This window comes from Kitasatospora sp. NPDC018058, from assembly GCF_044327205.1.
GTDB lineage: Bacteria > Actinomycetota > Actinomycetes > Streptomycetales > Streptomycetaceae > Kitasatospora.
Map to the genome: position 1 here is coordinate 163,695 of NZ_JBIRFA010000017.1, position 14,265 is coordinate 177,959.

Consider the following 14,265-nt stretch of genomic DNA (forward strand, 5'->3'; position numbering starts at 1 on the left):
TCTGACGTTTGCAGTCGTTAGTCCGCGAAGAACGAGGGGGAGCGTGCTGTCCGCCATCGCACGCCGGCTCGCTGATCCGCTTCCGCGCTTAGAGGTGCTGTGCACGGTCGCCGCCGCGTGGCACTTCCGCTTCGGGCGGGTCGGCTCGGCCCGCCCGGCGCTTCCGGCCGGGCTGGGGAGCCCGCTCGCCCTGCCGATCGGCTCGCCTTTCCAATGCCTCCGGAATGTCGCTGACATTGGTGTGAATCATTTTCCGAGTGCCTTCGTCGCGCGGTTCCAGGAGTATCAGGCCCCGGGCTCGGATCCGCTTCTCGGCGTATGCGGTATTCGTGGCCGGAATGCTCATATCGGCGCAGGGGTATTCCGCCCACGCCGACATCGACGTCCACCTCGGTCGGCTCGGCCGCGGCTCGGTCGCGTTCCCGACCGCCGTGTGAGCTCACCGCCACCCCGCCGCGCCCCTGACGCCGAATGAAGGCCTGCGAGCAGTCCGCCTGACCTCCCCCGCGAAGCCTCCCCTCCCGTGCCCGCGCCGTCCCGCCACCGACCCCGGATTGGATTATGACCACATCGCCCTTCGCCGTGCCCTGCGACCGGATCGCGATCACCGGGATCGGCTGCCGCCTGCCGGGACACGCCAACGACCACCGGACCTACTGGCGCAACCTGATCGAGGGTCGGGACTGTCTCACCGACACCCCCGTCGACCGGTACGACACCGGCACCCTCGGCAGCCGCGACCGGGCCAAGCCGGGGCGGCTGATCGGCGGCCGGGGCGGCTACATCGACGGCTTCGACACCTTCGACCCGGACTTCTTCGGCATCAGCCCGCGCGAGGCCGAGCACATGGACCCGCAGCAGCGCAAGCTCCTGGAGGTCAGCTGGGAGGCGCTGGAGGACGGCGGGCTGCGCCCCGGCGAGCTGGCCGGGCGGGACGTCGGCGTCTACATGGGCGCCTTCACCCTGGACTGGAAGATCCTGCAGTTCGCCGACCTCGACTTCGCCACCATCGCCGCGCACACCGCCACCGGCACCATGATGACGATGGTGTCGAACCGGATCTCGCACTGCTTCGACTTCCGCGGCCCCAGCGTCTCGATCGACACCGCCTGCAGCTCCTCGCTGGTCGCGGTCCACCTCGCCTGTCAGAGCCTGCTCCGCGGCGAGACGGAACTCGCCCTGGCCGGTGGCGCGTTGCTGCACATGGCGCCGCAGTACACGATCGCCGAGACCAAGGGCGGCTTCCTCTCCGCGGACGGCCGCTCGCGCGCCTTCGACGCCTCCGCCGACGGCTACGTCCGGGCCGAGGGCGTCGGCGTGGTGGTGCTCAAGCGGCTCTCCGACGCGCTGCGCGACGGGGACCCGGTGCACGCCGTCATCCTCGGCAGCGGCGTCAACCAGGACGGCCGTACCAACGGCATCACCGTCCCCAGCGCGGACGCCCAGGCCACTCTGATCGAGCGGGTCTGCGCCGCGGCCGGGGTGCTGCCCGGCAGCCTGCAGTACGTCGAGGCGCACGGCACCTCCACCCCGGTCGGCGACCCGATCGAGGCGGCCGCGCTCGGCCGGGTGCTGGGCATCGGCCGGCGCTCCGGGGAGCGCTGCTACGTCGGTTCGGTCAAGACCAACATCGGGCACACCGAGGCCGCCGCCGGCGTCGCCGGGCTGATCAAGACCGTGCTGGCCCTCAAGCACCGCCGCATCCCGCCGCACCTCAACCTGGAGCGGCCCAACCCCGCCATCGACCTGGCCGTGCTGCCCTTCGAGATCCCGACCGCCCCCGTCGACTGGCCCGAGCACCAGGGCCCGGCCCGCGCCGGCGTCAACTCCTTCGGCTTCGGCGGCACCAACGCCCACGTCCTGCTGGAGGAGCCGCCGCTTCCCGCGACCGCCCCGGCCCCGGTCGTCGCCGCGGCGTCGCAGCCGACCCGTACGGTGCTGCCGCTGAGCACCCGGGACGCGGCCGGACTGCCCGAGCTGGCCGGCTCCGTCCGCGCGGAACTCGCCGCCGGGACGGTGCTCACCGACCTCGGCCACACCCTGGCCCACCGCCGTCAGCACCTGCCCGAACGGCTCGCCGTGGTCTACTCCGGGCAACAGGACCTGGACGAGGCGCTGGCCGCGGCCGAGCGCGGCGAGGCGCACCCGCTGGTGGTCCAGGGGTGCGCCCGGGAGCGCGGACAGCGGCGGCTGGCCTGGGTGTTCACCGGTATGGGCCCGCAGTGGTGGGGGATGGGCCGGGGCCTGTACGCGAGCGAGCCGGTCTACCGGGAGACGGTGCGGGCCGTCGACCGGGAGATCCGCGAGCAGGCCGGCTGGTCGCTGCTGGAGGAACTGGGGCGCGAGGAGGCGGACTCCCGGATGGCCGAGACCTGGCTCGCCCAACCCGCCAACTTCGCCGTCCAGGTGGGGCTTTCGGCGCTCTGGCGGAGCCACGGCCTGGTGCCCGACGCGGTGGTCGGACACAGCACCGGCGAAGTCGCCGCCTTCCACGAGGCCGAGGTGTACGACCTGGCCGACGCCGTCCGGGTGGTGCTCGCCCGCAGCGGGCTGCAGCAGCGCCTGGCCGGGACGGGCTCGATGCTCGCGGTCGGCCTGCCGGAGGCCGAGGCGGAGCGGCGGATCCGCCCGCACCGAACCCGGGTCTCGCTCGCCGCCGTCAACAGTCCCTCCGCCGTGACCCTCGCCGGCGACACCGAGGCGCTGCGCGAACTGGCCGAGGAGCTCGGGCGGCAGGGCGTGTTCGCCCGCTTCCTGGACGTCGAAGTCCCCTACCACAGCGTACGGATGGACCCGATCCGGGACGAGCTGATCGCCGCGCTGGACGGGATCAAGCCGCGCGAGGCGCAGCTGCCGCTCTACCTGACCGCCCGTGAGGGGCTCGCTCAAGGCCCGGAGCTGGACGGCGCGTACTGGTGGCACAACGTCCGCAATCCGGTGCGCTTCCGGGCCGCCGTCGAGCGGATGGCCGAGGACGGGCACCGGCTGTTCCTGGAACTCGGCCCGCACCCGGTGCTCGGGCACGCGATCCGCGAGTGCGCCGGGCAGGCGCACACCCTGCCGTCGATCCGCCGCCAGCAGGACGAGCCCGAGCGCTTCGCCCGGACCCTGGCCGAACTGCACACCCTGGGCGTCGAGTTGAGCTGGGACGCGCTGCACCCGGCCGGACGACCGGTACCGCTGCCGACCTACCCGTGGCGGCGCGACCGGTACTGGGTCGAGCCGAAGCCGGTCGAGCAGGTCCGGCTCGGTCGGGTCGACCACCCGCTGCTGGGCCGCCGCACCGCCGCGGCCCAGCCCACCTGGACCACCGCGCTGGATCCGGAGCGACTGCCCTACCTGGACGACCACCGGATCGAGGGCCAGGTGGTCTTCCCGGCCGCCGGGTACCTGGAGATGGCCGCCCAGGCCGTCCGGGCGCTCACCGGCGGCACTGAGGTGGTGCTGGCCGAGGTCGAACTGAGCCGGGCGCTGTTCCTCTCCGAGACCGAGCCGGTCCCCGTCCAGCTCGGCTACGCGCCCGAGGACGCCCGCTTCACCATCGCCTCCACCCCGACCGGCGGCGAGCCCGCCGTGCACGCGAGCGGCCGGGTCCGCACCGGCCAGCGCCGCGCCCACGGGCCCGCACCGGACTTCGACGCGCTGCGCGACCGGGGGCGTCGCCTCGACGGCCCCGACTGCTACCGGCGCCTGGCCGAGCGGGGCTACCACTACGGGCCCGCCTTCCAGGCCATCGCCGAGGTGTGGGCCGGTCCCGGCGAGGCGCTCGCCCTGATCCGCCCCACCCCGCGACTCGGCGCCGGAGCGGCCGACCACCACCTCCACCCGGTGCTGCTGGACGCCTGCTTCCAGACCCTGCTGACCACCCGGCTGCACGCCCCCGAGGGCGGCGGCGTCCGGCTGCCGGTCTCGATCGAGGAGGTCCGGCTCGACCCGGTCGGCGACCGGCCGCTGTGGGCGCACGCCACCGTCACCCGGGACAGCGGCGAGGAACTCGTCGGCGATCTCGCCCTCTACACCGAGGACGGCACCCCGCTCGGCCGGATCACCGGCTTCAAGGTCGCCGACGTCGCCCGGGCCTCCGCCTCGGTGGGCCTGGCGACCATCGACGGCTGGCTCACCGAACTGGCCTGGACACGGGCCCCGGCGGCGCCGCTCGACGCGTCGACCGGCGACCTGCTGCTGTTCGCCGACGGCGGCGGCCTCGCCGAGCGGCTGGCCGCCCTGGCGGCCGACCGCGGCGCCCGCTGCCACCTGGTCCGGCCCGGGAGCTCCTACGCGTTCGGCGACGGGGAGACGACGGTACGGCCCGACTCCGCCGAGGACCTCCAGCGGCTGTTCGCCGACCTGGACCCGGCGTACCGGACCGTCGTCCACCTGTGGAACCTCGACCTGCCCGCCCTCGACGCCGCCGAGCCCGGACAGCTCGACGGGCTCGCCACCCTCGGCGCCTACTCGCTGATCACCCTCGCCCAGGCGCTGCCCGCCGCCCGCCCGGACGGCCGGCTGCACATCGTCACCCGGGGCACCCAGGCCGCCGCGCCCGGGGACCGGGTCGAACCGCTCGGCGCCCCCGCCTGGGGCATCGGGCGGGTGCTGTGGCAGCAGGAACTCGTCGCCCAGCGTGGCGGCCTGGTCGACCTCGACCCCTCGCTCGACGCGCGGGACCAGGCCGAGGCGCTGCTCGCCGAACTCGCCGCCCGGGACGAGCAGGAGATCGCCCTGCGGGCCGGCGGCCGGCTCACCGGCCGGCTGCGCCGCGCCGAGGGCCTCACCCGGCCGCTGCCGCCGGTCCTGCGCCCCGACGGCGGCTACCTGGTCACCGGCGCCTTCGGCGCGCTCGGCCGGCTGCTCTGCCGCACCCTGGTCAAGCGCGGCGCCCGGCGGCTGATCCTGGTCGGCCGCACCGCCCTGCCCGAGCGCGCCGAGTGGCAGAGCGTCGACGCGGCGAGCCCCGCCGGGGAGCGGATCGCCTTCCTGCGCGAACTGGAGGCGCTCGGCGCCGAACCGCTGCTCGCCCCGGTGGACGTCACCGACGAGACCGCCCTCGCGGCCTGGCTCGCCGACTACCGGCAGCGCCGATTCCCGCCGATCCGCGGGGTGTTCCACCTCGCCGGGCAGGTCCGGGACACCCTTCTGGCGCAGATGGACCGGGCGGCCTTCGACGCCGGATACAGCCCCAAGGTGGTCGGCGGCCACCTGCTGCACCGGCTGCTGCGCGCCGAACCGCTCGACCACTTCGTGCTGTTCGCCTCGGTCGCCTCGCTGCTCACCACCGCCGGACAGACCAACTACGCGGCCGGGAACGCCTTCCTGGACGCCCTGGCCCACCACCGCCGCCGCGACGGCCTGCCCGCGCTCAGCCTGGACTGGGGCCCCTGGGCCACCGGCATGATCGAGGAACTGGGCCTGGTCGCCCACTACCGTGACGCGCGCGGCATGAGCTCGCTGCCGCCGGAGGCCGGAACCGCCGTGCTGGAGCGTGTCCTCGGGCAGGACCGGGCCCAGCTGCTGGTCGCCACCGTGGTCGACTGGCCGACCTTCCTGGCCTGGTACCCGGCCCCGCCGCCGCTGGTCGCCGAACTCGCGGCGAGCGCCGCCGAGCGGGCCCCGGCCGAGACCGGCGGCTTCCTGGACGCCTACCGCGCCGCCGACCAGGGGAGCCGGTGGGAGCTGGTCACCGAGCGGTTCACCGCCGCCGCCGTGGCCGTGCTGCGGATCGGCGCCGAGCGGATCTCCGAGGACACCAAACTCGCCGCGCACGGCCTGGACTCGCTGCTCGCCATGGAGCTGCGGGCCCGGGTGCACGGCGAACTCGGCGTCGCCCTCCCGGTGGTGGCGCTGCTCAGCAACGGCACCGTCGGCGACCTGGTCGACCTGCTCACCGCGGGCCTGGCCGACCAGCTCGCCGCCGAGGGGAGCCCGGAGCAGGCCGAGGTCGAGCTGTACAGCGACGAGTCCCGCTACCCGCTCACCCACAACCAGCAGGCGCTGTGGTTCCTGCGCCAGCTGCACCCGGACGGCTTCGCGTACAACATCGGCGGCGCGGTCGAGGTGCGCGCCGAACTCGACCCGGAGCTGGTCTTCGCCGCCTTCGCCTTCCTGGTCGCCCGCCATCCCGGGCTGCGCGCCGCCTTCACCGCCGAGCAGGGCCGCCCCGTCCAGCACATCCGCGGCGAGGTCGTCGTCGACACCGGGCTGTTCGACGTGGAGGGCCGTCCCTGGGAGGAGATCCACGAGCTGATCGTCCGCGAGTACCGACGCCCGTACGACCTGGCCGAGGACCCGCTGGTGCGGCTGCGGCTGTTCCGGCGCGGGCCGGACCGCTGGGTGCTGATGAAGGCCGTCCACCACATCGTCTCGGACGCGATCTCCACCTTCACCTTCATCGAGGAGCTGTTCGAGGTCTACGAGGCGCTGCGCCGAGGCCGCACCCCCGAACTGCCCCCGGTGGCCGCCCGCTACCTGGACTTCCTCAACCACCAGAACCGCTTCCTGGCCGGTCCGCAGGCGCAGCGGATGCTCGACTACTGGCGCGGGCACCTGCCGGCCGAGATGCCGGCGCTGGCGCTGCCCACCGACAAGCCGCGCCCGGCGGTGCAGACCCACAACGGGGCCTCCGAGTTCTTCCGGCTGGACGCCGAACTGACGGGCCGGGTCCACGGGTTGGCCCGCGCGCACAACGCCACCCCGTTCATGGTGCTGCTCAGCGCCTACTACCTGCTGCTGCACCGCTGGTCCGGGCAGTCGGACATCGTGGTCGGCAGCCCGGTGACCGGGCGCACCCAGGAGGATTTCGCCTCCGTCTACGGCTACTTCGTCAACCCGCTGCCGCTGCACGTGAGCCTGACCGGGGAGCCGACCGTGGCCGACCTGCTGGCCCGGGTGCGGGAGAGCGTGCTCGGCGGGCTGGACAACCAGGAGTACCCGTTCCCGCTGCTGGTCGAACAGTTGGGGCTGCAGCACGACCCGAGCCGCTCCGCGGTGTTCCAGGCGATGTTCATCCTGCTCACCCACAAGGTCGCCGTGGAGCGCTTCGGCTACCGCCTGGAGTACATCGAACTCCCGGAGGAGGAAGGGCAGTTCGACCTGACCCTGTCCGCCTACGAGGACCGGTCGGACGGCTGCTTCCACTGCGTGTTCAAGTACAACTCAGACCTCTTCGAGCCCGCCACCGTGCGGCGGCTGGCCGCGCACTACCGCAACCTCCTGGAGGCCATGACCCGGGCCGCCGAGGACGAGCCGGTCGGCCGGCTGCGGATGCTGGATGCGGCCGAACGCCGGCGCATCCTCACCGAGTTCAGCGGCGCCGAGCGGCGGATCGACCACGAGGTGCCGGTGCCCGAGCTGATCGCCAAGGTCGCCGCCGAGCACCCGGAGGCCGTCGCGGTGGTCGCCCCCGGCCGGGACCCGGTGCGGCGGCTCAGCTACGGCGAACTGGACCGGCGCTCCCAGCGCACCGCCGCACGGCTGCGCGAACTGGGCGTCGGCGAGGGCTCGGTGGTCGCGGTCTGCCTGGACAAGTCACCCGAGCTGATCACCACCCTGCTGGCGATCTGGCGGGCCGGCGCCGCCTACCTGCCGCTCGACCCCGGGCACCCGGCCGACCGGCTGGCCTACCAGGTGGCCGACGCCGGGGCGGCCCTGGTCGTGGTGGACGAGCGCCGCCCGCTCGCGGCCGACCTGCCCGCACCGCTGGTCACCCTGGAGGAGCTGGAACGGCCCGCCACCGCCGACGGGCCGCTGCCCGCCGCCGACCCGGACCGGCCCGCGTACGTGATCCACACCTCCGGCTCCACCGGCCGCCCCAAGGGCGTACGGGTCGACCACCGCAACCTGGCCGCGGTCACGGCCGGCTGGCGCGAGCAGTACCGGCTGGACACCGAGGCCCGGGTGCACCTGCAGATGGCCGGGACCGCCTTCGACGTGTTCTCCGGCGACCTCGCCCGGGCGCTCAGCACCGGCGGCACCCTCGTGCTGGTCGACCGCGAACTGCTCTTCGACACCGCCCGGCTGTACCGGGTGATGCGCGAGGAGGCCGTGGACTGCGGCGAGTTCGTGCCCGCCGTCGCCCGTGCCCTGCTGACCCACTGCGAACGCGAGGGCGTCGGGCTGGACTTCCTGCGGCTGCTGATCGTCGGCTCCGACTCCTGGAAGGCCGCCGAGCACCAGCGGCTGCGCGCCCTGTGCGGGCCGGGGACCAGGCTGGTCAACTCCTACGGCCTGACCGAGGCCACCGTCGACTCCAGCTACTACGAGGGCGCCGCCGAGGAGCTGGAACCGGGCCGGATGGTCCCGATCGGCCGACCCTTCCCGAACAGCGCGCTGTACATCCTCGACCGCTACGGCGAGCCCGTCCCGGCCGGGGTGCCCGGCGAGCTGTGGATCGGCGGCGCGGGCGTCGCCGCCGGCTACCCGAACGACCCGGAGCAGACCGAACGGCGCTTCACCACCCTGGAGTTCGACGGCACCCCGCTGCGGCTCTACCGCACCGGCGACCTCGGCCACTGGGACGCCGAGGGCACCGCACACCTGCTCGGCCGGATCGACAACCAGGTCAAGGTACGCGGCCACCGGATCGAACCCGGTGAGATCGAGGCCCACCTCACCGCCCGGCCCGAAATCGCCCAGGCCTGCGTGGCGGTCCGGCAGGACGCCACGGGCGAATCCGTCCTGGCCGCCTACCTGGTGCCCGCCGAGGGCGTCGAGCCGGACCGCCGCGAACTGCGCCGCCACCTCGCCGAGCACCTGCCCACCGTGATGATCCCCTCCTATCTCACCGAACTGCCCGCCCTACCGCTCACCCCCAACGGCAAGGTCGACCTCGCCGCCCTGCCGGAGCCCAAGGCCGACACCGGCGGCGAACGGCACGAACCACCCGTCACCCTCTACGAGGTCCGGGTCGCCGAGCGCTGGAAGAACCTGCTCGGCCTCGAAGAGGTCGGCCTCCAGCACGACTTCTTCGAACTGGGCGGCAGCTCGATCCGGCTGATCGAGCTGATCCACCACCTGCAGACCGAGTTCAACATCGGCATCCCGGTCGGCCTGCTGTTCAAGGTCACCACCCTGCACGGCATGGCCCGCACCGTCGAGCAGATCATCACCGGCGAGGTGGCCGGCGGCGAACCCCACCTGTGGTTCAACCCCGAGGCGCCCGAGGACCGCACGGTCTTCTGCTTCCCGCCGGCCGGCGGCCACGGCCTGGTCTACCGGCAGCTCGCCGCTCACCTGCCCGAGCACCGGGTCGCCGCCTTCAACTACCTGACCGGCGAGGACAAGACCGCCCGCTACGCCGACCTGGTCGAGGCGCTGCACGAGTCCGGACCGTACGTCCTGCTCGGCTACTCGCTCGGCGGCAACCTCGCCTTCGAGGTGGCCAAGGAACTGGAGCGGCGCGGCCGCACGGTCGGTTCGGTGCTGCTGGTGGACGCCTACCGGACCCTGGAGGCCTTCGACCTGGGCGAGGAGCACGTGGCCGTCTTCGAACGGGAACTGCGCGAGCACCTGCACCGGCACACCGGCTCGCGGATCGTCGCCCAGAAGACCCTCGAACAGGCCCGGGACTACCTGGAGTTCTGCAGCCGCACCCCCAACACGGGCACGGTGAACGCCCCACTGGACGTGCTCTGCGAGCGCGAGCGCCTCGGCGTGCACGTGGGCGGTGAGAGCGGCTCCTGGCACGGCGCCTCCGCCACCGGCACGGCGGTGTACGTCGGCCACGGCAGCCACGCCGAGATGCTCGACGGCGAGTTCGCCGCACGCAACGCCGAACTGGCGGGCGTCATCCTGGCCGGAGGCACCGCCGATGGCCGCGGCTGACCGCGGGCCGGACTGGACCACCGGGGAGCGGGCCGACGACGGCCCGCCCCGGGTGATCGTGATCGGGGCCGGCCTGGCCGGCCTCGCCACCGGCTGCTACGCGCAGATGAGCGGGCTGGAGACCCGGATCTTCGAGAAGCACGTGCTGCCCGGTGGCTGCTGCACCGCCTGGTCCCGGCACGGCTACCTGTTCGACTACTGCATCGACTGGCTGATCGGCACCGCCGAGGGCACCGGAGCCCACCAGGTCTGGCGCGAACTCGGCGCCCTGGACGGCAAGTCGGTGACCCACTTCGACACCTTCAACCGGGTCGTCGACGAGCACGGCCGGGCCGTCACCTTCTACGGCGACCCGGACCGGCTGGAGGCCCACCTGCTGGCCCTCGCCCCCGGCGACGCCGCGCCGATCCGGGCCTTCTGCAAGGACCTGCGCCGCTTCGCCGCGATCGACCTGCCCTGGGACCTCACCCCGCCGCCGCTGCGCACCACGGCCGAACGGCTGCGCACCCTGCGCACCGTACTGCCCGCCTTCCGGCTGTTCTGGCGCACCGCGACCACCCCGATGAGCGGCTTCGCCGAGCGCTTCCAGGACCCGCTGCTGCGGCGGGCCTTCCCCAACATGTTCCTGCAGGAGCCGGCCGGATTCCCGCTGCTGCCGTACCTGTACACCCTGGCCGCCGCGCACACCGGCAACGCGGGCTTCCCGCAGGGCGGTTCACTCGGACTGGCCCGCTCGGTGGAGGAGCGGTACACCTCGCTCGGCGGGGTGATCGGCTACCGCTGCCGGGTGGACCGGATCCTGGTCGAGGACGGGCGTGCCGTCGGCGTCGAACTGCGCGACGGCTCACGGCACTTCGCCGACCACGTGGTGGCCGCCTGCGACGGCCCGACGGTGCTCGACCGGCTGTTGGAGGGCCGCTACTCCAGCCCGGCCACCGACCGGCTCTACGGTGAACTGCTGGACAAGCCCGGCAACCTCTACCCGGCCGTGGTCTCGGCCTTCGTCGGCGTCGACGGCCCGCTGCCGGCGGACGAGCCGCACAGCACCACCTACCTGCTCCCGCCCGAGCAGGGCGCCCGGCTGCCCGGCTCGCTCCAGCACAGCCTGGTGGTGCAGCTGCGCTCCACCTACGCGGACGGCTTCGCGCCACCCGGCAAGTCGGTGCTCCACTGCACCTACTTCAGTGACTACCGCTCCTGGAAGGACCTGCGGATCCGCGACCGCCGGGCCTACCGGGCCCGCAAACAGGACGTCGCCGCGTTCGTCCGGGAGTTCCTGACCCGGACCTACCCCGGGCTCGGCGAGCGGATCGAACTGGTCGACGTCGCCTCGCCGGTGACCACCGAGCGCTTCACCGGCAACACCTACGGCAGCATCCTCGCCTGGCAGGCCTTCTCCGAGGCCGAGGAGAGCGCCAACCGCCTGGTCAACCGGGACCGGATGCGGCTGCCGGGTCTCAGCGGCTTCTCCATGGCCGGGCAGTGGGCCTCGCTCGGCGGCCTGATCCGCGCCGCCACCAGCGGCCGGTACGCCGCCCAGTACCTCTGCCGGGAACTCGGCCGGCCGTTCCGGGCCTGGCCCAGCGACAACCGGGAACCCTGGCACGCGGGAAAGTGGGGCCGCCTGCCGCACCTCGACCGGGCCACCGTGGGCCGGATGACCGTCGGAGGGCCGGAATGACGGGGACGAGCAGCAGTCGGCAGAGCGTGGTCATCATCGGCGGAGGCCTCGGCGGCCTGTCCACCGGCTGCTACGCGCAGATGAACGGCTACCGCACCCAGGTCCTGGAGATGCACGAGCTGCCCGGCGGCTGCTGCACCGCCTGGGACCGCGGGGAGTTCACCTTCGACTGCTGCGTCAGCTGGCTGCTGGGCAGCGGGCCCGGCAACGAGATGCACCGGATCTGGCTCGAACTCGGCGCCCTGCAGGGCAAGCGGATGCGCAACTTCGACGTCTTCAACGTGGTGCGCACCCGGGACGGGCAGGCGGTCTACTTCTACTCCGACCCGGACCGGCTGGAGGCCCACCTGCTGGACCTCGCCCCGGAGGACGCCCGGCGGATCCGGCAGTTCTGCGCCGGACTGCGCAAGTTCCGGGTGGCGCTGGCGCGTTACCCCTTCCTCAAGCCGGTCGGGCTGATGGGCCGGTGGGAGCGCTGGCGGATGCTCGCCTCCTTCCTGCCGTACGTCAACGTGATCCGGCGCTCGATCTCGGTGCTGATGACCGACTACTCGGCGCGGTTCCGCAGCCCGCTGCTGCGCGAGGCGTTCAACTTCGTGCTGTACGAGAAGCACCCCAACTTCCCGGTGCTGCCGACGTACTTCCAACTCGCCTCGCACGCCGGGCAGTCGGCCGGCGTGCCGGAGGGCGGCTCGCTCGGCCTGGCCCGCTCGATCGAGCAGCGCTACCGGCGGCTCGGCGGCGGGATCACCTACAACGCCAAGGTGACCGAGATCCTCGTCGAGCGGGACACGGCGGTCGGGGTCAGGCTGAGCGACGGCCGGGAGGTGCGGGCCGACATCGTGGTGGCGGCCTGCGACGGGCGGACCACGATGATGGACCTGCTCAAGGGCCGCTACCTGAACGACACCTACCGCCGGCTGTACACCAAGACGCTCGCCGAGCCGGGCATGGTCTTCCCCGGCTACCTGACCGTCTTCCTCGGGCTGCGCCGCCCCTTCCCGGCGGGCGACCCGTGCACCACCTACCTGCTGGAGGAGGAGTTCGCGGCGCGGCTCACCGGCATCCGGCACCCCAGCATCAACATCCAGTTCCGCAGCCGCCACTACCCGGAGCTGTCGCCCGACGCGACCACCGTCGTGTACGCCAGCTACTTCTGCGACATCGCCCCCTGGCGGGAGTTGAGCACCGGACCGGAGCAGGCGCCCCGGCTGCGGCGCGGCGAGGAGCTGCACACCCTGCCGGTCGGCCGGGGCAGGGAGTACCAGCGGGAGAAGCGCCGGGTGCGCGACGCCGTCATCGAGTTCCTGGACCGGCACCACCCGGGGCTGAGGGACGCGGTGGCCGTCAAGGACGTCTCCACCCCGCTCACCCAGGTCCGCTACACCGGCAACTACGACGGCACGGTGCTCGGTTGGCAGCCCTTCGTGGAGAGCGGGGAGACCCTGGAGGAGGAGATCAGGCGCAACGGGCCGGGGCTGCCGGGCCTGGCCAACTTCTACCTCTCCGGGGTCTGGGCGACCACCGGCGGTCTGATCCGCGCGGCGGCCGCGGGCCGGCACGTCGTCCAGTTCATCTGCCGCGACGACCGCAGGCCGTTCACCGCCGCGGTGGACGACAGCGCGCCGTTGCCCACCCTGATCACCGAACCGGTCGGGCCCGACGACCGGCAGTTTGGAGTCACCTCTTGAGGATCGAGAAGTGGATCGTCCACGAGCACGTCGACGGCGTGCCGGACGTGGACCGGATGTACCGCAAGGTCGTCGAGGAGGTGGACGTCCGGCTCGCCGAGGACGAGATGCTGCTGCGCACCCGCTACGTCTCGGTGGATCCGTACCTCCAGGGGATCGCGCTGGACACCCCGGTCGGCGACCCCATGGGCGCCGACTCGATCATGGAGGTGGTGGAGGCCGGGCCGGCCGCGCGGTTCGCGGTGGGCGACCTGGTCCAGGGCTTCGGCGGCTGGTGCAGCCATGTGGTCAGCAACGGCGCCCCCAGGCTCTGGCAGACCGGCACCTTCCCGATGGTCTTCCCGGCCTACCGGCGACTGGACCGCGCGCACTACGACGAACAGTTGCCGATCACCACCGCCCTCGGGCTGCTGGGCGGGCCCGGGATGACGGCCTGGGGGACGGTGGAGAAGTTCCTCGACGTGCGACCCGGTATGACGGTGCTGGTCAGCGGGGCCAGCGGCGCGGTCGGCTCGGTGGTCGGCCAGCTCGCCAAGCACCGCGGCGCGCGGGTGATCGGCACCACGGCGACCCCGTCCAAGGTCGACCGCCTGCTGGAGCTGGGCTTCGACGAGGTGCTGCACTACCGCGACGGCGACGACCCGGAACGGGTGGCCAAGGAGCTGGTCGGGTTCGCCCCGGACGGGATCGACCGTTACTTCGACAGCCTGGGCGGCGGGCTCACCGACGCGGTGTTCGGGATGCTCGCGGTGGACAGCCGGGTGGCGGTCTGCTGGCAGTGGGGGAGTCAGGTGGGCGGCGAGTGGGCGGGGCCCCGGCTGCTACCGATGATCATGTTCCCGCGCACCGTGATCCGCGGCATCTTCTCGCTGGAGTGGTTCACCGAGGAGAACTGGTCGGCGCTGCGGCGGGACCTCGGGGCGCTGGTCCGCAGCGGGGACCTGAGGTACCAGCAGACCGTCCACCAGGGGTTCGACAGCATTCCGGCGGCGTACCGGAGCCTGTACACCGACCGCTCGGCGAGCCGGGGGAAGGTGCTGGTCGAGGTCTGAGCGGACGGCTCCCGCTGAGCGG

At 73.2% G+C, this 14,265-nt stretch carries 4 protein-coding genes; all 4 read left to right on the forward strand.

Features of this window, described 5'->3' with window-relative positions:
• The first annotated feature begins 561 nt into the window (after positions 1-561).
• From ACH4E7_RS24730 to ACH4E7_RS24745, 4 genes are read left to right on the forward strand one after another with little or no spacing between them, the layout of a single operon-like run.
• Complete coding sequence (locus ACH4E7_RS24730; protein ID WP_396251209.1) at positions 562-9,819, forward strand: amino acid adenylation domain-containing protein; 9,258 nt, start codon at positions 562-564, stop codon at positions 9,817-9,819.
• Positions 9,806-11,500, forward strand: a complete 1,695-nt coding sequence (locus tag ACH4E7_RS24735) for a phytoene desaturase family protein (protein ID WP_396251210.1) — start codon at positions 9,806-9,808, stop codon at positions 11,498-11,500. The genes ACH4E7_RS24730 and ACH4E7_RS24735 overlap by 14 nt, the downstream gene beginning before the upstream one ends.
• Entirely contained in the window at positions 11,497-13,191 is a 1,695-nt protein-coding gene (locus ACH4E7_RS24740) for a phytoene desaturase family protein (RefSeq protein ID WP_396251211.1), read from the forward strand. The genes ACH4E7_RS24735 and ACH4E7_RS24740 overlap by 4 nt, the downstream gene beginning before the upstream one ends.
• Positions 13,188-14,243, forward strand: coding sequence for an MDR family NADP-dependent oxidoreductase (locus ACH4E7_RS24745; protein ID WP_396251212.1), 1,056 nt, complete (start codon positions 13,188-13,190; stop codon positions 14,241-14,243). The genes ACH4E7_RS24740 and ACH4E7_RS24745 overlap by 4 nt, the downstream gene beginning before the upstream one ends.
• Positions 14,244-14,265: the final 22 nt, after the last annotated feature.

Excerpts from the sequence above, each read along its gene's own strand:
- ACH4E7_RS24730 (WP_396251209.1), top strand. The coding sequence starts at position 562 with ATGACCACATCGCCCTTCGCCGTGCCCTGCGACCGGATCGCGATCACC.
- ACH4E7_RS24735 (WP_396251210.1), top strand. The coding sequence starts at position 9,806 with ATGGCCGCGGCTGACCGCGGGCCGGACTGGACCACCGGGGAGCGGGCC.
- ACH4E7_RS24740 (WP_396251211.1), top strand. The coding sequence starts at position 11,497 with ATGACGGGGACGAGCAGCAGTCGGCAGAGCGTGGTCATCATCGGCGGA.